The sequence below is a fragment of the Dapis purpurea BLCC-M126 genome (assembly GCF_050015975.1).
Taxonomy (GTDB): Bacteria; Cyanobacteriota; Cyanobacteriia; order Cyanobacteriales; family Microcoleaceae; genus Trichodesmium.
Genome location: NZ_JBNHER010000129.1, coordinates 1 through 25,466 on the forward strand (window position 1 = coordinate 1; position 25,466 = coordinate 25,466).

At 41.1% G+C, this 25,466-nt stretch carries 6 protein-coding genes; all 6 read right to left on the minus strand.

Annotated elements, in window-relative coordinates; translation table 11 throughout:
- A partial coding sequence (locus ACP6PL_RS11505; protein ID WP_426545396.1) for an AAA family ATPase occupies positions 1 to 4,918 on the minus strand: 4,918 nt, incomplete at its 3' end.
- A 175-nt stretch (positions 4,919 to 5,093) separates the two neighbouring features.
- On the minus strand, positions 5,094 to 8,309 hold the full coding sequence (locus ACP6PL_RS11510; RefSeq protein WP_426545397.1) for an ATP-binding protein: 3,216 nt from the start codon (positions 8,307 to 8,309) through the stop codon (positions 5,094 to 5,096).
- A gap of 54 nt (positions 8,310 to 8,363) precedes the next feature.
- On the minus strand, positions 8,364 to 10,469 hold the full coding sequence (locus ACP6PL_RS11515; RefSeq protein WP_426545398.1) for an ATP-binding protein: 2,106 nt from the start codon (positions 10,467 to 10,469) through the stop codon (positions 8,364 to 8,366).
- 166 nt (positions 10,470 to 10,635) lie between these two features.
- Positions 10,636 to 15,993, minus strand: a complete 5,358-nt coding sequence (locus tag ACP6PL_RS11520) for a trifunctional serine/threonine-protein kinase/ATP-binding protein/sensor histidine kinase (protein ID WP_426545399.1) — start codon at positions 15,991 to 15,993, stop codon at positions 10,636 to 10,638.
- Positions 15,994 to 16,170: 177 nt separating this feature from the next.
- A complete protein-coding gene (locus ACP6PL_RS11525; protein WP_426545400.1) occupies positions 16,171 to 19,743 on the minus strand; it encodes a trifunctional serine/threonine-protein kinase/ATP-binding protein/sensor histidine kinase in 3,573 nt (1,190 codons plus the stop codon).
- A 61-nt stretch (positions 19,744 to 19,804) separates the two neighbouring features.
- Positions 19,805 to 25,228, minus strand: a complete 5,424-nt coding sequence (locus tag ACP6PL_RS11530; protein ID WP_426545401.1) for a trifunctional serine/threonine-protein kinase/ATP-binding protein/sensor histidine kinase — start codon at positions 25,226 to 25,228, stop codon at positions 19,805 to 19,807.
- Positions 25,229 to 25,466: the final 238 nt, after the last annotated feature.

Genomic DNA, 25,466 nt, shown 5'->3' on the forward strand with positions numbered 1-25,466 from the left:
TTCCGTCGTGTAGATTAAACTCGGTTTTGCTGACAGTATCTGTGCGGGAAAATGTGCGCAGAGATGTGCTGATATGGCGAATCCGTTCGCATCCCTCTGCCATTGAGGCAATTAGTTTTGGGAAATCTTCGGCAATAAAATCGGGTTCTAGCTCTTCAATCTCTTCGACAATTTCTTCAGGAGGAGAAGTGTTTTCTTCATACAGAGAAAGGATTGACAGCAAATCTTGCAAATGTGCTTGGGCGGAGCTGACATTTCCTCCGATAAAACCAACAGGATTATTAATTTCATGGGCAACTCCTGCTACTAGATTTCCCAATGTTGCCATTTTCTCGCTTTGAACTAATTGCAACTGTGCTTGTTGTAAATCTGTTAAGGCTTGTTGTAAATCTTGCCTCGCCAGTTGTTCTTTGTCATATAATTGGGCATTTTGCAGGGCTATGACAGCTTGAGAACAGAGCAAATTCAAAATTTCGATCCGAGCGCTGGTGAATGCACCACTCGTTTGATTATTTTCCAAGTAGAGAATGCCTCGGAGTTGACCTCTGTCAATTAAAGGTATGCATAATATCGACTGTGGTTGATGCTTTTGGATGTAGTCATCTCGGCCATAGTCGTTGTCTTCTTTGGCATTATCTAAGACGAGGTGCGCTCCCGTGTTTTTGACTTGATTAATGAGGGTTATGGGGACATTGTTAGTTGTCTCAACCGGAATGTTGATTACAGACATTTCTGTTCCTGTAGTGTGGGCTATCAGCATAAGAGTATCTGCTTGAAAGAGCATGAGGGCAACGATTTCGGCCCCAGCATTTTCTTGGATGACTTCCATGAAGTTGGCAATGGCACCTTTGAGGTCGATTTCTTGAGAAAGGCTGCGGGATGCTTTCATCAGGCTGGCTAAATCTAACAGTTCTCCAGTCGAGGTATTGGTGCTGGAAACCGTTCCTTTAGTGAGAGTGGCGATCTTACTGTTAGCAGTTCCACCCAATTGTTGCCGTTGGATAATAGGAGACAGCAGTTGGGGATAACATTTTTCGAGGTGGTTGATTTTGGCTTTTGCTCCCCATTGAGCATAGCAGTAGTAGGCTTTTTGCATATAGGCGCATGCTATTGTTTCTTTGCCCCAGTCGAGGTAGAATTTGGCTGCAAGTTCGTTGGCGAGAGCTTCTTCTTGGATGTATTTATTTTCTTCCGCTCCGGCTATTGCGCGATCGTATAACTCAATAGCTTCTAGTTTTTCACCCAAAACCCGATATTTTTCAGCTTCAATTAGATCGTATTTGTGTTGGAAATTCATTGGGGCATAATTTGCCCAGTGTTTCATTTTTTCTTGATTGGATATAACTTTGTCGATTTCCTTTTCTAGCTCATCTTCTTGTTTGGAATCTACCCACATTTTCGAGCAGGATAGTTGTATCAAAGAATCGTAAAAATAGAAAATCTGAACAACTAAGTTCCCTGTGACTCCATGCAAATACTTTTCGGCTGCCGCTGCATTCTCAACTGCTTGCTGAAACTCTCCTAATAAATAACAGAGAATCATTTTGTTGAAATAAAGATGATAAATTGCTGTAGCATCATTAGCTTGCTGATGCAGAGGCAACATTTCAAATTCCTTATAAACTTCTCCTTCAAGCTGCCATGGCTCGCTAACGTCACCCATCAAGTTCAATATTGCTTGCTGCAAGATTTGATTGACTAGCAGCGAATTTTTTTGTTTTAACTTACTTAAAATTTGATTGTATTTCTCAAGTTCTTGATTTAATTCAGGAAGTCGCTGACCGATTAGATAGGCATGATAAACGTAAATATAAGTCGATAAAGCCGCAAACTCTAGATCGCCCGTCTCTAGTCCGAGAGTATATGCAGATTGTAGCGAGTCTAGAGTATTCTGTACTGCTTCTCGATAGTGTCTGACATCTGCATTAACAATAAAAATTGTTGCAGCTTTTACTTCTTTAGCATCTAGACGATCGAGTAATGCTAAAGCGAGTTGACCAAATTGATAGCCAGTTTCTATATCGCCAACAATCCCACAAAGAATCAAAGCAAAAAAAGCATATACTGATGGTGATAATACCATATTTCCATACTCAACAGACAATTCAACTTGTTTGATGACTACCAGTGGCAACAACATCGGCATCACTTGATAAGTACAAGGTGCTAAATTTTTGAGGATTCGCATTGATGCTAACTTCACCGGATCGCTCATTAACGGAAGTTGGATTAAGCTCATAGGATTTTTGCCAGTAAGCTTGGATAAAATAGCCGATATTGTTGCTTCAACATCTGATGAATTCGGGGATTCGGGAAAAATGATTTCCAGGGATTGTAAAACTTCTATTCCGATTTGTAATACCTCTGATAGCTTGTTTTGTGCCATTCCCGCCTGCATCTTAACTTGATAAACTGGAACAGCATCTAAAAGAGTTCGAGCGCGATTTTGAACAATCTCAACGAATTTTTCCATTTGCTTAAAGTCAGCGGTCAGGTAGGCTGCTTCAACAGATTCTTGATAAAGTTTAAGGGTGAAAGCATAACGCTCTTCCCAACTGGATGTAGGGATTAAATTCCGAGCAACGGCCAAATATTCTACAGCAGCTTGATACGCCGTTGTTGCTTTTGCCTGTTGTCCTGCTCTCAAATTTAATTGAGCCAGTTGAAAACCCTCGAAGGATTTATCTGCTGATTCTATGCCAATATTTAAGTGGTTAACGATCTCAAAAATTTTCTCGTCTAGTGTTTCTTCAGGAGTATTATCGAGTAATTGCTGTCCAATTTTGAAATGTGTGGATTTTTTTTGATCCGATTTAATTAGAGAATAAGCGGCTTGTTGAACACGATCGTGCAGGAAGCGATAACTTACTCCGATCCCCTCCGCTTTGTCTTCGTCTTTTTCCCATCCTTGAAAAAACTTATAGGCTTCGCTCTGGGGTAAAATTAACCCTTCTCGCAGGGCGCTCCACAGATTAGCGGCAACTTCCTCGGAAAGGGTTTCGCAGATAATGGCTAAGGTAGCTAAGTCAAATTGATTACCAATGCAGGCAGCTAATTTCAGTACTTTTTGGGTTTCTTTCGGCAATTTATGCAAGCGTCCCGCCATGAATTCCACTACATCATCCGTGAGGGCTGCATCCCGGACCTTCACGAAATCGCATTCCCAATATCCCAAATTTTGATTAAAAGTAATCAAATCATCTTCATACAATCCTTTTAAGAATTGAGTGGTAAAAAAGGGATTGCCTTTCGTCTTTTGATAGACTAAATTAGTTAAGGGAGTGGCTAACTCTACCATACAACTCAGGGTTTCCGCCACCAATTGATTGACGCGATCTACAGACAAGGGTGCTAAAGTAATTGTTGAAATCGTCGTCTGTTGTTTTTCTAATTCCCCTAAACATAACATCAACGGATGGGCAGGAAAAACTTCGTTATCTCTATATGCTCCCAACAGTAGCAAATATCCTGTCCGAGTTCCTCCCATCAGTACTTTCAGCAAGTTTAATGATGCTGAGTCTGCCCATTGCAAGTCATCGAGAAAGAGAGTTAAGGGATGCTCAATTGTTGTAAAGACGGCGATAAATTTCTCAAACAAGAGGTTAAAGCGATTTTGAGCAGCCGTGCCTTCTAGTTCAGGAACAGGAGGCTGTTGTCCAATGATATGTTGGAGTTCGGGAATAACTTCAATAAGAACTTGCCCGTTTTCTCCCACCGCTTCCAGGATTTTCTGTTTCCACTTTTGCAATTGGGTATCAGATTCTCCCAGTAGTTGCCCCATTAAACTGCGGAAGGCGATGACAAAGGCAGAAAAAGGTATATTGCGATTGAATTGGTCGAATTTACCTTTGATAAAGTACCCCTTTTGTCTGGTGATTGGTTTGTGTACTTCATTCACTACGGCGGTTTTTCCGATGCCAGAAAATCCTGCTACTAGCATCATTTCTGTTTGTCCCTCTGCCACGCGCTCAAAAGCATCAAGAAGCCTTTGCACTTCTATTTCGCGTCCGTATAGTTTTTCCGGGATTAAAAAACGATCGCACAGGTCCCGTTCTCCTAAACCAAAAGGTTCAATTTTTCCAGTTTCAAGATATTCAACCCTACATTTTTCCAGGTCATATTTTAGTCCTAATGCACTTTGATACCTTTCTTCGGCGTTTTTGGCCATCAACTTAAAGAATATATTAGATAAGGCTTTCGGCACTAGGACATCAGGAATCGAAGGAGGAGTTTTGGCAATGTGTGCGTGAACAAGTTCCAAGGGATCTTCGCTTTCAAAGGGCAGTTTTCCTGTTAATAGTTCGTAAAATGTCACTCCTAGAGAATAAAAATCGCTGCGATAGTCGATACCTCTATTCATGCGTCCGGTTTGTTCCGGAGAAAGATAACCTAGAGTTCCTTCTAATACATTGGGAGTTTGCAAGCTTTGGGTTTCTTTGGGCAGTAAGGAGGATATACTAAAATCTATTAATTTTACTTCTTTTGTTTCTGGATGAATTAATATATTTGCTGGTTTGATATCTTTATGAATAATTTGATTTTGATGGAGATCGTGGAGAATTTCTACTATTTGCAAAGCAATTTCCCAAAATTGTTCAATGGATACAGAGAATTGGCGCTGATATTCGGCTAGGGAGATAGCTCCAATATCTTCCATGATTAGAACATAGCCATTCTTGTAACGCTCTAGGGCATATGGTTTGAGAATACCGTTTAGGTCTAGATTTTTGGCAATGGCATATTGATTTCTAAACTGCACTAATTCATTAAAGGAAGGATATTCCTGACCCATTAGTTTGACTACTACGGGTTGCCCACTTTCGATATTTCGACAGCGATAGACTAGGGTACGTTCGCTTTTGTGAATGAGTTCATGGGTTTGATAATTAGCAATTTTAATTGTTTTTGTCTCAATCATTGGCTTGGTTTATTTGTTGTTGAGTCTAAAATTTTGTTTGCTCTTAAGCCTAGTTTAATTCCTTTTTTTTCCGAAAGTCCAGCTATTATAATAAATATTTACAGTTGTCTGTTTCAATCATTAGTGTCACCAGAATCCTTACTTGGTGGTTCTTGCTTAAGTTTCAAGCCAAATTTTATTTAGGAATCACAATGGTAAAAATTGTACCTTGCCCAACTGTCGAATCACAACTAATCATACCACCGTGTTTTTCTGTGATTATTTGATCAGCGATCGCCATTCCTAAACCAGTTCCTTTGCCCACTCCTTTGGTGGTATATCCTTGCTGGAAAATGCGTGCTTTCACTTCTTCTGGCATTCCCGTTCCATTGTCAGCAATTCGGACTATAACGCTTTTTTTGTCTGCACTTAATTCTGTTTCAATGGTAATCTGATTTTGGTCTTTTTCTATTTGTTGAAAAGTTTTCCCTTCATTGCTTTCATCTAAAGCATCGATGGCATTCGCCAATAAATTCATAAACACTTGATTTAGTTGTCCTGGATAACATTTGACTTCTGGAATATCCCCATATTTTTTAATGATTTCAATGGCTGGTCTTTGCTCGTTTGCTTTGAGGCGGTATTTTAAGATTAATAAGGTACTATCTATCCCATCGTGGAGATTAAATTCGGTTTTGCTAACAGTATCTGTGCGGGAAAATGTTCGTAGAGATTTGCTGATATTGCGAATGATATTACATCCCTCTGCCATTGATGCAATTAGTTTGGGGAAATCTTCAGCAATAAAATCTGGTTCTAGTTCTTCAATCTCTTCAGCAATTTCTTGAGAAGGAGAGGTATTTTCTTGATACAGAGAAAGGATTGATAGCAAATCTTGCAAATGTTCTTGGGCTGCATCCACATTGCCACCAATAAAGCCTACAGGATTATTAATTTCGTGGGCAACTCCTGCTACCAGGTTTCCCAAAGTTGCCATTTTTTCACTTTGTACTAATTGCAATTGTGCCTGTTGTAAATCTGTCAATGCTTGTTGTAAATCGTTTCGTGCAAGTTGTTCTTTGTCGTAGAGTTGGGCATTTTGCAGGGCTATGGCAGCTTGAGAACAGAGCAAATTCAATATTTCTACGCGATCCCTGGTAAATGCTCCCCTCACTTGATTATTTTCCAAGTAGAGAATGCCAATGAGTTGGCCTCTGTCAATTAAAGGCATACATAACACAGACTGTGGTTGATGCTTTTGGATATAGTCATCTCGGTTATAGTCGTTGTCTTCTTTGGCATTATCTAGGACGATGTGTTCCCGCGTATTTTTGACTTGATTGATGAGGGTTAGGGGGACATTGTTGCTTGTATCAACCGGAATACTTATTACAGACATCTCCTCTCCTGTTGCATGGGCAACAAGCAGAAGAATATCTTCTTCCAATAAGATGAGGGCAACGGTTTCAGCTCCAGCGTTTTCTTGAATGACTTCCATGAAGTTAGCGATCGCGCCCTTGAGGTCAATTTCTTGGGAAAGGCTGCGGGAGGCTTTCATTAGGCTGGCCAAATCTAACAGTTCTCCGATAGAGGTACTGGTGTTGGACACTGTTCCCCTGGTAAGAGTGGTTATCTTACTGTTGGTGTTCTCACCCAATGGTTGTCGATGGAGGATAGGATATAGCAGTTGTGGATATCGTTTTTCAAGATCATCAATTTTAGCTTTTGCTCCCCATTGAGCGTAACAATAATATGCTTCTTGCATATAGGCAACTGCAAGTTTTTCTCTTTCCCAGTCGAGATAGAATTTGGCTGCTAGTTCGTTAGCAAGGGCTTCTTCTTGGAGAAACTGATTGACTTTAGCTTCAGCAATGGCGCGATCGTAGAAGTCCATGGCTTTATGTTGCTGCCCCAAGACGCGATACCTTTCGGCATCAAGCAAATACACTCGGTGCATTTGACTTGTAGGGGCATGATGCGCCCATTGCTGCAGTTCCGTTAGGTTGTCTGAGAATATCTGGGGTAAAAGCTCGTCCGCAGGGTGTTGTTGGGTGGGCAAGAGGGCTAAATGACTAAGTGCTTCATAAAAGCGATGCACAGAAATGATGAAAAATCCCGCGACTCCCCCTAAATATTGTTTTGCCTCTGTAGCCATGCGAACGGCTTGAGAATGCTCGTAGAAGATGTAACATAGTATTAATTTGCTGACGTGCAGGGTTGCCAATGCATAATTATCGTTAGTTTTTCGATGCAAGGGCACCATGCACCCTTCATCATAAATTTCCCCCTGCAAAACCCAGGGGATGTCGCAGAAACCGAGTAAATTCAAGACGGACTGGTAATAGATCCGATGATAGTTGTGGGTAACATCTTGTTTCAGTTGCACTAAGGCTAGATTGTAAGTTTTAAAGTCTGGTTCTAATATCGTTAAATTTTTGCCCAGGAAAAATGACAGTACGCAGTAGTTGTAACAACAGTAACCCGCATATTCTAAAGCACCAGTTTCTAACCCGCTTTGGTAGCCTTCCAGTAGGGGTAATAGCAATTCTTGGAGGGGCTGTTTCCAAGGTTTGACAAAGGTATATACCATGTTGACGGTGCTTGTGATAAATTCTCGGCTCTGGGAGCGCGATAAAATATCCATGGCTAGTTGCCCCATCCGATCTCCCAGTTCGATTTCCCCAAAGCTACACAGTAGAACGCCATACCAAGCATAGGCTTGCGCAGAGGCATCCGCATTGCCATATTGAATTGAAAGACTCACTTGCTTACAAACGACGAAGGGCATGAGAATAGGAAGGGCTTGATAAACCCCTGCGGTGACAGTTGCTAAAATTCGCAGTGCTGCCATTGCTTCCGCCGCTTCCATAGTTGGCAGTTCCAACAATTCTTCTACTGTTTTGTTGCCTAAGAGAGCTGCAGTCTCTTGGAAAATTTGATCGACATCAGCTTCCGTGGGAGCATCGGGAAACTCTACACCCAATAATTTCAATGCAGCAAGGGCAGTTTGGACGGCTTTGGGCTGCTGACTCCGGGCTACGTCTGCCAAAATCCGAGCTTCATACACTTTCATGGTATCGAGTAAGTCCCGGGCTTGTTGCAACACCACCTCTACGAATAACTCCATGCGTTCGTACTCTCCCCCTAGGCAAGCTGCTTCAGCGCCTAAATTATACAGATTTAAGGTGAATTCATAGCTTTGCTGCCAAGCCCTTTGAGGAAGAAGTTGGATACCTTTATTTGCGTATTCAACAGTGGCAACATAAGCTGTGGCTAATTTAGCGCGTTGAGCTGCGGCAAGATTGAGCTTTGCTAGGTCATGTCGTTCCGTTTCTGATGAAATTAAGTCGCTGCCCTGATTGAGCTGATTAACGATCTCAAAAATTTTCTCATCTCGTTCCGTTGCACTCATGGCACGGAGTAATAATCTTCCTACTTTCAGGTGTGTCTGTTGTTTTTTCTCGATTTAGATCAGAGAATAGGCAGCTTGTTGGACGCGATCGTGTAAGAAGCGATAGCCAACACTTATCCCCTCGGCTCGATCTTCGTCTTTTTCCCTGCTTTGAAAAAACTTATAGGCTTCGCTCTGAGGTAAAACCAACCCTTCTCGTAAAGCACTCCATAAATTGGCTGCTACTTCCTCAGAAGGGATTTCGCAGATAATGGCTAAGGTCTCTAAGTCAAATTGATTACCAATGCAGGCAGCTAATTTCATCACTTTTTGGGTTTCATCAGGCAACTTATGTAACCTTAGCGCCATAAATTCCACCACATCATCTGTAAGAGCTGCATCTTGCACCTTCACTAAATCGCATTCCCAATATCCCATATTGGGATTAAAAGTAATCAACTCATCTTCATGCAATCCTTTTAAGAATTGGGTGGTAAAGAAAGGATTGCCTTTCGTCTTTTGATATACTAAATCTGTCAAGGGAGCAGCTAACTCTACCGAACAACTGAGAGTTTCGGCCACCAATTGATTGATATGAGCAATAGATAAGGGTATTAAAGTAATTGTTGAAGTCGTTGTGTTTTGTTTTTCTAATTCTGCCAAAGTTAACATCAATGGATGTGCGGGGAAAACTTCGTTATCTCTATATGCCCCCAAAAGGAGCAAATATCCTGTTCCAGTATCCCCCATCAGCACTTTCAGCAAGTTTAACGATGCTGAGTCCACCCATTGCAAGTCATCCAGAAATAGGGTTAAAGGATGCTCAATGGTTGTGAAGACGGCGATAAATTTCTCAAATAGGAGGTTAAACCGATTCTGGGCAGCACTGCCTGAGAGTTCGGGGGCGGGGGGCTGTTCTCCAATAATTCTTTCGAGTTCAGGAATTACATCAATGAGAACTTGCCCATTTTCTCCCAATGCTTCTAGGATTTTGGCTTTCCACTTTTTCAATTGGGCATCAGACTCTCCCAGTAGTTGCCCTATCAAGCTACGGAAGGCGATCACAAAAGCTGAAAAGGGAATATTACGATTGAATTGGTCGAATTTCCCTTTGATAAAATACCCTTTCTGTCGGGTGATGGGTTTATGCACTTCATTGACTACAGCAGTTTTCCCAATGCCGGAATATCCTGCTACCAGCATCATTTCTGTTTGTCCTGAAGCTACTCTTTCAAAGCCATCAAGCAAAGTTTGTACTTCTTTTTCCCTTCCATATAGTTTTTCTGGAATCAGGAAGCGAGCACTCCTATCTTCCGCTCCCAAGACAAACGGTTTAATTTTCCCAGTTTCAAGATATTCAACCCTACATTTTTCCAGGTCATATTTTAACCCCAATGCACTTTGATACCTTTCTTCGGCGTTTTTGGCCATCAATTTCAATACTATATTAGCTAAGGGTGTCGGTACTTGGGCTTCAGGAATTGTCGGAGGGGTTTTAGCTATATGTGCGTGGACTATTTCTAGGGGATCTTCACTTTCAAAGGGGAGTTTTCCTATCAATAGTTCGTAAAATGTCACTCCTAGAGAATAAAAATCGCTGCGATAGTCTATCCCTCTATTCATCCTTCCAGTTTGTTCGGGAGAAAGATAGGCAAGGGTTCCTTCTAAGACATTGGGGGTTTGCAAACTTTGGGTTTCTTTGGGCAGTAACGAGGATATACTAAAATCTATTAATTTTACTTCTTTTGTTTCTGGATGAATTAAAATATTTGCTGGTTTGATATCTTTATGAATAATTTGATTTTGATGGAGATCGTGGAGAATTTCTGCTATAGATAGAGCAATTTCCCAAAATTGTTCAAAGGATACAGACAATTGGCGCTGATATTCGGCTAGGGATATGGCTCCTATATCTTCCATGATTAGAGCATAGCCATTTTTGTAACGCAAGAGGGCATATGGTTTGAGAATACCGTGTAGGTCTAGATTTTTGGCAATGGCATATTGATTTCTAAACTGCACTAATTCGTTAAAGTTCGGATATTCCTGAGCCATGAGTTTGATAATAACTTGTTGCCCACTCTCAAGATTTAGACCCCGATAGACTAGAGTCCGTTCACTTTTGTGGATGAGTTCATGGGCTTGATAATTGGTGATTTTTATGGTTTTTGTCTCAGTCATTGGTGGGGTTTTTCCTTGAGTCTAATTTTTCTGATATTTATGCCTAGTTTACTTTATTCCTTGCCGAAACTCCAAACTCTTACAAATATTTACAGTTGTTTTTTTGAATCATTAGTGTTGCCATAATACTGACTTGGTAGTTGTTGCTAAAATTTCAAGCCAAATTTTATATAGGAATGACGAGGGTAAAAATTGTACCTTGCCCAACTGTGGAATCACAACTAATCTTACCACCGTGTTTTTCTGTGACTATTTGATGAGCAATAGCCATCCCCAAACCTGTTCCTTTCCCTACTCCTTTGGTAGTAAATCCTTGCTCAAATAGTCTGGCTTTTACGTCTTCTGGCATTCCCATTCCATTGTCAGCAATTCGGAGTATAACGCTCTTTTTATCTTCACCTAATTCTGTTGAAATAGTTATGTAATTAGGTTCTTTTTGTATTTCTTGAAAAGTTTTCCCTTGATTGCTTTCATCTATGGCATCAATTCCATTTGCTAATAAATTCATAAACACTTGATTTAGTTGTCCCGGATAGCATTTCACTTTCACAATATCCCCATAGTTTTTGACAATTTCAATGGCTGGTCTTTGCTTGTTTGCTTTCAGACGGTATTTTAAGATTAATAAGGTGCTATCTATTCCCTCGTGCAGATTAAACTCGGTTTTGCTGACAGTATCCGTGCGGGAAAATGTTCGTAGAGATTTACTGATATTGCGAATGATATTGCATCCCTCTTCCATTGATGCAATTAATTTGGGGAAATCTTCGGCAATAAAATCTGGTTCCAGCTCTTCAATTTCTTCAGCAATTTCTTGAGGAGGAGAGGTATTTTCTTGATACAGAGAAAGGATTGATAGCAAATCTTGCAAATGTTCTTGGGCTGCATCCACATTGCCACCAATAAAGCCTACAGGATTATTAATTTCGTGGGCGACTCCCGCTACCAGGTTTCCCAAAGTTGCCATTTTTTCACTTTGAACTAATTGTAATTGTGCCTGTTGTAAATCTGTTAAGGCTTGTTGTTCTTTTTGATATAATTGTGCATTTTGCAGCGCTATGGCAGCTTGGGAACAGAGCAAATTCAATATTTCAATCCTATCACTGGTAAATGCTCCCCTCACTTGATTATTTTCCAAGTAGAGAATGCCGATAAGTTCGCCTCTGTCAATTAAAGGCATACACAGTATAGACTGTGGTTGATGCTTTTGAATGTAGTCATCTCGGCTATAGTCGTTGTCTTCTGTAGCATGATCTAGGACAAGGTGTCTGCGTGTGTTTTTTACATGATTAACAAGGGTTAGGGGGATATTGTTACTTGTCTCAACAGGAATGTTCATTACAGACATTTTCTTTCCTGTAGCGTGGGATCTGAGCATGAGAGTATCTGCTTGAAAGAGCATAAGGGCAACGGTTTCGGCTCCAGCATTTTCTTGGACAACTCTCATTAAGTTGGCGATAGCGCCATTGAGGTTTATTTCTTGGGAAAGGCTACGGGATGCTTTCATAAGGGTGGCTAAATCCAAGAATTCTCCGGTGGAATGACTGGTAGTGGAAACTGTTCCTTTTGTGAGAGTCGTTATCTTACTGTTGCCAGTCTCACCCAATTGTTGCCCTTGAAGGATTGGGGTAAGTAGTTGGGGATAACGTTTTTCGAGGTCGTCTATTTTAGCTTTGGCTCCCCACTGAGCGTAACAATAATAGGCTTCTTGCATATAGATACACGCTATTTTTTCTTTGCCCCAGTTAAGATAGAATTTACTGGCGAGTTCGTTAGCAAGGGCTTCTTCTTGGATAAATCCATTTTCTTTTGCTTCTCGAATGGCCTGATCATAGGCTTCGATCGCTTCTACTTTTTGTCCAAAAAAACGATAGCGTTCTGCCTCAACTAGAAAATACTTATGCAAGAAATTTTCTGGGCAATTTTCTGACCACACTTGCAGTTGTTCTTGATTCGAGCATACCTGTTCCCAAGCTTCCTTTTGTGCTTCTGAAGACATTTCTGAATATAGATTGATAAAAATTAGAGAGCTGTAGTAATAATAATTACTAGAGATGATTTGCCCGGTAATTGCTTTCAAAACTATTTTTGCTTTCTGAATGTATTCAAAGCCTTCTTGAAAGTTACCAGTTACACAACCAAGCTGTATTCTCATCATATAGTAAGCACAAGTGGTAATCCAAGACTGAGACAATTCGCCTTGGCGAATTATCTCAGATGCTTTTGTCAACTCAGTTGTTTGTTTTTGCATATCTTCTAATGGAGATAGATGCATAGTAAATATCTTAGCACCAGCGATCAGAATTGAGAGCATATTATCTTTTAGCTTTTCGGATATTAATTCATATTTTTCAACGTTTTGGGCGAAGCTAGCTAAATTTCTCCCTTCAAATACTTGATTGATAATCCCGCAAAACAAGTTGCGAGCTGCATATACCTTTTCTCCTGATTCCAAGCCTTCTAAGTAGCTTTGGTAGTTAAGTTCAGCAGCTCCATGAATAGGTTTAATCCAGCCCCAAATCGCAAAGCCAAATATGAATCCAGCTTTACTTCTCTGGGTTTTACTGTTTAGTTTATAGCTGAGTTGTATAGCGAATTCTACAATTTCATAAGCCCGCTGATATTTTCTTTTGAGTGCGCCTAGCAGAAGTCCGTAGTTACAGTAAGTCTTGATTGAGCTAGACACATTGCCATGTTGAATCGACAAGTTGACAGCTTTTAAGGAGACAAACGTGTAAAGGTCAATCTCACCGAGAGTATAGATAGGAGCCTCAACGATCGCTAAGATATTGATAATTGCTGCAATCTCTGGCTTGACAGTTGTTGGCAAGTCTAATAGTGAAGAAACAGGCCGATTTTCTAAAGCTGAATCAGCAGCATCAAACTCTTCACTTGCAAGAGTAGCGATGTTATTGCGATCAATATCAATTCCTAATTCCCGTAGTCCTACTAAACCCACCTCAATACCTTCGGGATATTTACCTTGGAGAATATATTTGTTTATTTGGAAAACGCGAATTTGAGCGCGATCTACAGGAGATGTTATCTTCTCTAAGGCATGATCGATGGTGAGGGCTAGCTGTTCATATTGAACATTGCACAATTGAGCGCTACAAAGATTAGAGTATAGCTCAAACATGAAGGGATAGCGATCGCTCCAAGCATCCTCCCCTAGGAGAGAAATGCCGATTTCCAAATATTCAATCGCAGATCCATAGGCTGTAGATGAAATTGCCTTTTTGCCTGCCAATAGATTTATTCTGGCTAGCTTTTCAGTCTGATTTTCTTGCAGTACAAGATCTCGACTAAGATTGAGATGATTAGCGATATCGAAAATATATTTCTGTTGTTCTTCCTCGGATAGATTCTTCAACAGCAGGGAGCCAAGATGGTAATGAACTGCCAACTTTTGATCTTCACGAATCAATAAGTAAGCCGCTTGTTGAACACGATCGTGCAGAAAACGATAGTTCACAGTAATATCAATTGCGGCTTCAACCTCAAGACCCCCTCCCTGAAAGAATTTATAAGTTTCGCTCTCAGGAAGAACTAGACCCTCCTGCAATGCCGACCATAAATCTGCAGCCACCTCCTCTTGGCTTTCCTCACAAATAATGGCTAGGGTAGTCAGATTGAAAAGATTACCAATACAAGCTGCCAACTTCAAAACTTCTTGGGTTCCCTGCGACAACTTCCGCAACCGCCCCACCATAAACTCTACCACATCATCCGTTAAGGCTAACTGTCGCACCTGGGTCAAATCGCACTGCCAATACCCAACATCCAAGTCAAATGTGATGCAGTTCTCCTCATGCAGTCCTCGCAAAAACTGAGTCGAAAAAAAGGGATTGCCTCTGGTCTTCTGATAGACCAACTCTGATAGAAGTCGAGCCACTTCCAGTTCGCATAACAGCGTATCAGCAACTAGATGGTTAATATCTAAAGCAGTTAAAGGCTCTAAGGTTAGGGTCTTGAAATTCGCTCCTTGTTTTTGAATCTCATCAAGGGTGAGCATTAAAGGATGAGCAGGAAAGACTTCATTGTCCCGATAGGCTCCCAATACCAACAGATATCCTGCTTCTGTATCTCCTATCAACAACTGCAATAGATTCAAAGAAGCTGAGTCCGCCCATTGCAAGTCATCAAGAAAAATAACCAAAGGATGGTCTTGGGTGGTGAATACTCGTACAAACTTGCCCATAAGTAAATTGAAACGATTCTGGGCTGCACTGCCAGATAGTTCAGGGACTGGGGGTTGAGAGCCAATAATACCTTCGAGTTCGGGAATGACGTCGATCATAACTTGTCCGTTACTACCAAAAGCTTCCAGGATTTTGGTTTTCCACTCTTGCAATTCGGCATCAGATTCGCTGATGATTTGCCCCATCAAGCTCCGGAAGGCTTGTACAAAGGCAGAGAAAGGAATATTGCGGTTGAATTGGTCGAATTTGCCTTTGATAAAGTAGCCCCTCTGACGCACTATCGGTTTGTGGACTTCATTAATCACAGCGGTTTTGCCGATACCGGAAAATCCGGCAACGAGCATCATTTCTATTTGTCCTTCTGCCACGCCCTCGAAAGCATCAAGCAGTGTTTGGACTTCTTTTTCCCGTCCATAGAGATTTTCTGGAATCATAAAGCGATCGCTACGATCTCGCTCTCCCAAGACAAAAGGTTCGATTTTTCCGGTTTCTGTATATTCAATCAGACATTTTTCCAGGTCATATTTTAGCCCTAATGCACTTTGATACCGCTGTTCCGCATTTTTCGCCATCAATTTCATAACAATATTGGCTAAGGGGGTCGGCACTTTGGCCTCAAGAATTGAAGGAGGCGTTTTGGCCATGTGTGCGTAGATCACTTCCAGGGGATCTTCACTTTCAAAGGGGAGTTTTTCTGTCAATAGTTCGTAAAATGTTACTCCCAGGGAATAAAAATCGCTGCGATAGTCTATCCCACGATTCATCCTTCCAGTTTGTTCTGGAGAAATATAAGCCAGTGTTCCTTCTAAAACATTGGGGGTTTGCAAACTTGTTCGTTCTTTTGGTAGTAACGATGAGATACTAAAATCTATTAACTTTACTTCTTTTGTTTCTGGATGTATTAATATATTTGCTGGTTTGATATCTTTATGAATAATTTGATTTTGATGCAGATGGTGTAGAATTTCTGTTATTCGTAGAGCAATTTCCCAAAATTGTGCAACGGATACAGACAATTGGCGCTGATATTCGGTGAGAGAAATGGCTCCTATATCTTCCATGATTAGAGCATAGCCATTTTTGTAACGCAAGAGGGAGTATAGTTTAACAATACCTGGAATGTCGAGATTTTTGGCAATGGCATATTGATTTCTAAACTGTACTAATTCGTTAAAGGATGGATATTCGTTACCCATCAATTTGACAATTACGGGTTGCTCAGTCTCAATATCTATTGCGCGATAGACTAGGGTACGATCGCTTTCGTGAATCAGTTCAATAGTTTGATAATTTCCTATTTTAATTGTTTTTGTCTCAGTCATTGGCTCGGTTTTTTCGTCCTTGAGTCTAATTTTTTTGCTCCTCACCCTAGTTTACTTCATTTTTGGCCGACAGTCCAACTATTGTAAATATTTACAGTTGTTTGTTTAAATCATTAATGCACCCAGAATGTTTGCTTGGTGAATCTGGCTACAGTTTCCAGGAAGGCTATAAATATTTTATCTAGGAATCATAATTGTAAAAGTTGTACCTTTCCCAACTGTTGAATTACAAGTAATCTTACCACCGTGTTTTTCTGTTACTATTTGATGGGCGATCGCCAACCCCAAACCTGTTCCTTTCCCTACTTCTTTTGTGGTAAAAAACGGATCGAAAAGTCGCTTTTTTGTTTCTTCGTTCATCCCCTCTCCATTGTCAGCTATCGCAATTGTCACTTGTTTTCCATCCGTTTCTGTGCTAATGCGAATAGCTAAAGAATTTTGAGCTTTACATTCTTCCAAAGCATCAATAGCATTATTAAGTATATTCAGAAACACTTGGTTTAATTGTCCGGCATAACATTCTACTAAAGGTAATTTTCCATAGTCTTTCACTACTTGAATTTCTACTCGTTTTTCCTTTTTTCGCAAGCGGTTTTGTAAAATAGTTAAGGTACTTTCAATCCCTTCATGTAAATCAACACGTTTGAATTCTGACTCATCCAGACGTGCAAACGTTCGTAGAGATGTCACGATATTTTTGATGCGCTCGCTTCCAGCTTCCATAGATTTTAACACTTTTTCAAAGTCAGAACGTAGGAACTCTAAATCCATCTCCTCCATTGCGATTTGAATGTCATGGTGTAGCTGAGGACAGTGGTTTTGACAAAGGGCGAGTAATTCCAGCACTTCTTGCATATATTGGTTAGCGTGGGTAATATTGCCATGAATAAAACTAACAGGATTGTTGATTTCGTGGGCAATTCCTGCTACCATTTGACCCAAACTAAACATTTTTTCGCTTTGAATCAATTGAATTTGTGTTTGTTGCAAGTCGTGTAGTTCTCGTTCCAGTTCCAGAGCTTTACGGGATTCTTGATAAAGGCGAGCATTTTCTAGGGTAATTGCTGCTTGGGCACACAGTAACGAGAGAACTTCCACCCGCTCTTCGGCAAAAGCACCCGTGGATTGATTGTTTTCTAGGTAGAGAATGCCTCGTAGCTTGCCTCGGTCTTGCAAAGGCAAACACAGTAGAGAACAGGGTTGATGGTTTTGAATATAAGGATCTCCTTGATATCGTGTTTCTTGGCGAGCATCGTCTAAAATCAGCAGTGTTTGGGTGTTTTTGACTGTATTGACTATTTCTAAAGGAACTTGGTTGGTTTCCTCTACTGGCATGGGGTCTTTTTGGGCGATTTCTCCGTTGATACTTTGTGCTTCTAACATTAATGTGCCATCCTTAAACAGAATTAAAGCCGCATTTTCGGCTCCCGCATTTTCTGAAATAATTTGCATTAAATTAACGATGATGCTATCGCTTTCAATTTTTCGCGATAAAGTGCGAGTTGCTTTCATTAAAGCTGCTAAATCTAATTTTCCGACTCCATCAGTAATTTTGGTGGTCTTCGTGTTAAAATTGGTATAGGTACTCTTGGCGCTCAATTTGATTGTAGGTTGCTGGAGAATGGGGGTTAGCAGTTGCCGATAGCGTTTTTCTAAGTCCTGGATTTTGGCTTTAGCTCCCCAACGAGCATAGCAGTAATAGGCTTCTTGTATATGCAGGGCAGCATATTTTTCTTTGCCCCAGTCCAGGTAAAATTTAGCTGCAAGTTCGTTAGCTAGGGCTTCTTCTTGAATGTATTGGTTTTCTTTGGCGCCTGAAATGGCTTTGTCGTATAGTTCGATTGCTTCTAGTTTCTGTTCTAATACTCGGCATTTTTCTGCTGCGACTAAATCTACCTTATGTTGGTGATTCATCGGGGCATAATCAGCCCACTGTTGTAGGGAAGCAAGGTCAGTTTCCACCGCCTGAAAAACCTCTGCTGTATCCCCCGAGGCAAGCTGCAAACTACCCAAGGCATCTAGGGCTGTGTAGAAATGGAAAGCAGGAACGTTAACCGTTCCCAGGCCGCCGGAAAGATATTGGCGACTGGCATAAATGTGGGTGCGCGCCACTTCAAGCTCCCTAAATAGGTAGCAGAGCATGAGTTTATACGTGTGAAAAACAAATAATGCGTGAACATCATTAGCTGCTTGCCATTGGCTGAGTGCTTCCTTTTCCTGCAAGGCTTCGCCAGACAAACACGTCGGGTTGTTTACCCGTCCGAGCAAATTTAACGTCGTTTGCCAATATATTCGGAGGTAATTGGCTGTCGTGAGTTGATTCATTTGTTGCAAACCACGACAGTAAGTACCGACTTCCTCGGCTAAAGCCTCGAGAACACGACCACACCAGAAGGAATTGGAGCTTAAATGGTGGGCATTGTAGCCGGCAAATTCGGGATTACCCACTTCTAAAGCACTGGTATAGCCAGCTTGCAAAAGCGGTAACGTTTCTCTCATGGGAGAGGTGCGGTGGAGGAGAAAAGCACCTGCCATCACCAAGACTTCTGGTTTAGCAGTTTTAGCTGCGAGCTTGTCAGCCAATTGCAACGCCAAATATCCAAATTGGACCCCAGTAATGACATCCGTGGCCGAAAGCATCAGACCATAGCAAGCATAAGCCTGACCAGAAGGAGGAATATTGCCGTATTGGATTGAAAACGATACCGCTAAACTAACAACGAGGGGGAATAGCAACTGAGGGCTACTAATATAAGTAGTGGCAAAAATGCTCTGGGCAATTTGCACGATCGCGATTTTTTCGGCATCCTGAATTTGGTGGAGATAGAGCAAGTCTTCAACTTGGCGATCGCCTATCAGTTTTGGGATGGTGGCAATCTCTCTGGCAATATCAGCTTCTGTTGGGGTCTCCGGAAAAGTCACCCCCAACTGCTTCAAGAATTCTAAGCCAACAGCGATGGCTTGAGCCATTTGATTGCGTGAGGTATGGGTCTGAATTTGCAGGCGATAAACATTCGCCTGTTCCACTAGAGAATGACTATTGGCAACCACCTCGGCCACCAGACTTTCCATCGCTTCCCAGTCCCCACATAATGCTGCAAATTCGGCCGCCAGTTCGGTGAGGGCAAGGACGGTTTCATATTGTTTCTGCCAAGGATTTGCACCCAATAAAGATAAACCTTTCCGGGCGTATTCACGTCCGGCTCCATAGGCAGTAGCATTTTTAGCCCTGCAACAGGCAATTAAATTCAGTTTTGCCAGTTCATCTCGTTCGGTTTGCTCGCAAATTAAAGCCGTTCCATAGTTTAATTGGCCTACCAATTCAAAAATTCGTTCTTCTCGCATTTCAGGGGAAGTATTTTGCAACAGCCGTTGTCCAATGCGGTAGTGAGTGGTCTGTTTTTCCTGATCGGGAATCAAAGAATACGCTGCTTGTTGAACGCGATCGTGGAGGAAGCGATACCTCACAGCAATGCTATCCGCTTTATCTTCATTTTTTTCCCTTCCTTGAAAAAACTTGTAAGTTTGGCTCTGGGGTAAAACCAATCCTTCTCGCAAAGAACTCCACAAATCTGCAGCTACTTCTGCTGAATGGATTTCGCAGATAATGGCTAAGGTCTCTAAGTCAAATTGATTGCCAATACAAGCTGCGAGTTTCAGAACTTTTTGAGTTTCTTCCGGTAACTTGTGCAACCTGCCCGCCATAAATTCCACTACATTATCGGTGAGAGCAGTATCTTGCACTTTCACTAAATCGCATTCCCAATATCCTAGACTTTGATTAAATGCAATTAATCCATCCTCATTTTATTTATCTGGGAATCACGACCGTAAAAATTGTACCTTGTCCAACTGTGGAATCACAACTAATCTTACCACCGTGTTTTTCTGTGACTATTTGATGGGCGATCGCCATACCTAAACCTGTTCCTTTACCTACTCCTTTTGTGGTATATCCTTGCTGGAAAATGTGTGCTTTGACTTCTTCTGGCATTCCCGTTCCATTGTCAGCAATTTGCACGATAACCCTCTTTTTGTCTTCGCTTAATTCTGTGACAATGGTAATCTGATTTGGTTCTTTTTCGATCTCGGCAAATGTTTTTCCTTCATTGCTTTCATCTATTGCATCAATTCCATTTGCTAATAAATTCATAAATACTTGATTTAGTTGCCCCGGATAGCATTTGACTAAGGGAATATCCCCATAGTTTTTGACAATTTCAATGGTAGGTCTTTGCTCGTTTGCTTTCAAGCGGTATTTCAAGATTAATAAGGTGCTCTCTATCCCGTCGTGCAGATTGAACTCGGTTTTGCTGACAGTATCTGTACGGGAAAATGTTCGTAGAGATTTGCTGATATTGCGAATGATATTACATCCCTCTTCCATTGAGGCAATCAGTTTGGGGAAATCTTCGGCAATAAAATCTGGTTCTAGCTCTTCAATCTCTTGAGCAATTTCTTGAGGAGGAGAAGTGTTTTCTTGATACAGAGAAAGGATTGATAGCAAATCTTGCAAATGTTCTTGGGCTGCATCCACATTGCCACCAATAAAGCCTACAGGATTATTAATTTCGTGGGCAACTCCTGCTACCAGGTTTCCCAAAGTTGCCATTTTTTCACTTTGAACTAATTGTAACTGTGCCTGTTGTAAATCTGTTAAGGCTTGTTGTAACTCATGCCGCGCCAGTTGCTCTTTGTCGTATAATTGGGCATTTTGCAGCGCTATGGCTGCTTGGGAACAGAGCAAATTCAATATTTCTATACGGTCCCTGGTAAATGCTCCCCTCACTTGATTATTTTCCAAGTAGAGAATGCCGATAAGTTCGCCTCTGTCAATTAAAGGTATACATAATACTGAGTGTGGTTGATGCTTTTGAATGTAGTCATCTCGGTTATAGTCGTTGTCTTCTTTGGCATTATCTAGGACAAGGTGCGCTCGCGTGTTTTTGACTTTATTAACAAGGGTTAGGGGAACATTGTTACTTGTATCAACTGCAATCCTAATTACAGACATTTCCTCTTTTGTCGCGTGGGCTCTCAGCATGAGAGTATTTTCTTGAAAGAGCATGAGGGCAACAGTTTCGGCTCCAGCGTTTTCTTGAATAACTTCCATAAAGTTGGCAATGGCGTCCTTGAAGTATATTTCTTGGGAAAGGGTGCGAGATGCTTTCATAAGCGTGGCTAAATCTAATAATTCTCCGGTAGGAGTATTCGTTTGGGAAACCGTTCCTTTGGTGATAGTGGTTATCTTACTGTTAGCAGTTCCACCCAATTGTTGCCGTTGGAGAATAGGACATAGGAGTTGAGGATAGCGTTTTTCCAGATCGTCGGTTTTGGCTTTGGCTCCCCATTGAGCATAGCAGTAGTAAGCTTTTTGCAGATAAGCCTCGGCAATAGTTTCTTTGCCCCAGTTGAGATAAAATTTAGCAGCCAGTTCGTTGGCGAGGGCTTCTTCTTGGATAAATCCATTTTCTTTGGCTTCAGAGATAGCAAGGTCATAGGTTTCAATCGCCTCTACCTTTTGCCCCAAACACCGATACTGTTCTGCCTCAACTAGCAGATATTTATGGAGAAAATTCTCTGGACAGCTTTCGATCCAGACTTTCAACTGTTCTTGGTTAGAATTAATTTGCTCCCAAGCCTCGCTTTGCTCTTCCGAAGATCGATCTGAGTGAATATTGAGCAAAATCAGAGACATATAGTAGAAGTAACAACTATAAGTTGTAGAGCCGATGGTTCCATTCAAAACAGCTTTGGCTTTTTGTGTGTAATCAAGACCTTCATTAAACCGCTCCATCAAACAAGCTAAATGCATTCGCAAAATATAGTATGCACTTACTGTCATCCATGAGTTTGCAACTTCTCCATCATGAATGATTTTTTCAGGATTTGAGATTAACGTGTTTTGCTTTTCCGCTTTCTGAGTGAGTGATAAGTGACTAATAAAAATATGTGAGCCAGCCAGAGAAATTCGGAGCGAGTCATCTTTGAGTTTGTCCGAAACGAGCCAATACTTGCTGATATCCTCGCCAATATCGAGCAAGTTTTCCCCTTGAAACAATCGATTGAGGACACTAGCGAAAAGGTTATACGCTGCAAATTGAATCTCCCCAGAATCCATTCCTGCGATAAAGCTACGGTAATTTACATTTGCTGCGTCATTGATATGTCTTGTCCAGATGTGAATCCAATAACCCAGTAATAAACCAGCTTGACATTCTTGGGATTTGCTATTGAGTTTTTGAGCTAGCTGAACAGCCATGTCTGCAAACTCATAGCCTCGTCTATATTTTTGCTCCATGAGTCCTAAAAGGACACCATAATTGGTATAAGCCTTAACTGATTCTGGAATATTACCATGCTTGATGGAAAGGTACACTGCCCTGAGTGAAACAACGCTATAAAGATTGATATCTCCAATAATGTAAGTTGGTGGATCTAATGAAATTGCTAGCTTTATCTCTGCCTTTACTTCTCGAGTAACTGTAGTGTCTATATCCAATAATTCATAGATATTGCCATCTCCTAATATGGTGTTGATCGCCACTTTTTCTGATTGGATTAATTCATCTAATTTGTCTCGATCAATTTCAGTTCCTAGTTCTTTTAGACCGAATAGTCCAATTTGAATAGCCTCGGTATACAGTCCCTGAATGCTATATGAGCAGATTTGTAGAACATAAAAGTCAGCCTTATCCACTGGTGATGTAATGTGAGGCAAAATTTCTGTAATGGTGGACTCTAAGCGATCGTGCTGGACACTACTCAACTGTGCCGAACCTAGCGCCTTATGCAATTCCAGCATTAAGTCGTAGCATTCGCGCCATGCCTGACTACCTAACAGCTCAATGCCAATCTCTAAATACTCAATTGCAGCATCATAAGCAGTGGAAGACAGAGCCTTTTCTCCTGCCACTAAATTCAGGCGTGCCAGTTCTTCCAGTTCTACTTTCTCGATAATGAGCTGGTGTCCCATATTCAAATGACTGACAATATCGAAAATATATTGTTCTTGTTCGTCCTCAGAAATATGTTCTAGCAATAGTCGTCCCATTCGATAGTGAGTATGAGGCTTTTGCTCATCGGGAATCAAAGAATAGGCGGCTTGTTGAACACGATCGTGCAGGAAGCGATAACCCACTCCGATCCCTTCTGCTTTCTCTTCGCCTTTTTCCCATCCTTGGAAAAACTTATAGGCTTCGCTCTGAGGTAAAATCAGCCGTTCTCGCAGAGCGCTCCACAGAGTGGCGGCGACTTCCTCCGATGGGGTTTCGCAGATAATGGCTAAAGTCTCTAAATCAAATTGATTCCCAATACAGGCGGCTAATTTCATCACTTTTTGAGTTTCTTCCGGCAACTTATCTAACCGTCCGGCCATAAATTTCACCACATCATCCGTGAGGGCTGCATTTCGCACCTTCACCAAATCGCATTCCCAATATCCCAAATTTTGATTAAATGCAATCAACCCATCTTGATGCAATCCTTTTAAAAATTGAGTGGTAAAGAAGGGATTGCCTTTCGTCTTTTGATAGACTAAATCAGTTAAGGGAGTGGCTAATTCGAGCGAACAACTCAGGGTTTCGGCTACCAATTGATTGATATGAGCCATAGACAAGGGGGCTAAAGTAATCGTGGAAATGGTCGCGTTTTGTTTCTCTAATTCTCCTAAAGTTAACATCAACGGATGAGCTGGGAAAACTTCGTTATCTCTATATGCCCCTAACAGCAGCAAATATCCAGTCCGACTGTCTCCCCTCAGCACTTTCAATAAGCTTAACGATGCTGAGTCTGCCCATTGCAAGTCATCTAGAAATAGGGTTAAGGGATGCTCAATTGTTGTGAAGACGGCGATAAATTTCTCAAATAGAAGGTTAAAGCGGTTTTGGGCTGCACTGCCTGAGAGTTGTGGGATAGGGGGCTGTTCTCCAATAATGCTTTGGAGTTCGGGAATGACATCGATCATAACTTGTCCGTTAGTACCAACAGCTTCCAGGATTTTGCTTTTCCACTGTTGCAATTCGGCATCAGATTCTCCCAGTAATTGCTCCATCAAGTCTCGGAAAGCTATGACAAAGGCAGAGAAGGGAATATTGCGATTAAATTGATCGAATTTGCCTTTGACAAAGTACCCTTTTTGTCTGGTGATGGGTTTGTGTACTTCGTTAACTACGGCAGTTTTACCTATGCCAGAAAATCCAGCTACTAGCATCATTTCTGTTTGTCCTGCTGCTACTCTTTCAAAGGCATTCAGGAGGGTTTGTACTTCTATTTCGCGTCCATAGAGTTTCTCTGGGAGCAGGAAGCGATCGCACAGGTCCCGTTCTCCTAAACCAAAAGGTTCAATTTTTCCAGTTTCAAGATATTCAACCCTACATTTTTCCAGGTCATATTTTAGCCCTAAAGTACTTTGATATCTTTCCTCGGCATTCTTCGCCATCAATTTCACAACGATATTTGCTAAGGGAGTTGGAACTAGGGCTTCAGGAATTGTCCGAGGTATTTTTGCCATGTGTGCATGGACCAGTTCTAGGGGATCTTCACTTTCAAAGGGGAGTTTTCCTGTCAATAGTTCGTAAAAGGTTACCCCCAAGGAATAAAAATCGCTGCGATAGTCTATGCCTCGATTCATCCTTCCAGTTTGTTCGGGAGAAAGATAAGCTAGAGTTCCTTCTAAGACATTGGGGGTTTGCAAACTTGTTCGTTCTTTCGGCAGTAACGATGAGATACTAAAATCTATTAATTTTACTTCTTTTGTTTCTGGATTTATTAATATATTTGCTGGTTTGATATCTTTATGAATTATTTGATTTTGATGCAGATGGTGCAGAATTTCTGTTATTTGCAGAGAAATTTCCCAAAACTGTTCAAAGGATACAGACAATTGCTGCTGATATTCTGCGAGGGAAATGGCTCCTATATCTTCCATGATTAGAGCATAGCCGTTCTTATAACGTAAGAGCGAGTATGGTTTAACAATACCGGGAATGTCTAGATTTTTGGCAATGGCGTATTGATTTCTAAACTGCACTAATTCGTTAAAGGACGGATATTCGTGACCCATCAATTTGACAATGATGGGTTCCCCACTTTCGATATTTCTACCGCGATAGACTAGGGTACGTTCGCTTTCGTGGATGAGTTCATGGGTTTGATAATTAGCGATTTTAATTGTTTTTGTCTTAATCATTAGCTCGATTTGTTCGTCGTTGAGTCTAATTTTTTTGCTCTTCACCCTAGTTTACTTCATTTTTTTCTGAAAGTCCAAGTATTAGGCATCTCCGCAAAATCAATAAATTGTAATAATAATGATAAAAAAATTAATTTTTGCTAGTGCGTCAAGCAAGCTTAGGAATGGTAGAATAAAAAAGTTTGTCCTAAATAGTTTCTATACTTATGAAATGTCTTCTTTGTAGCTTTGTTCATTAATTGATAATTGATAATGGATAATTGATAATTACCTCTGGTTAAAA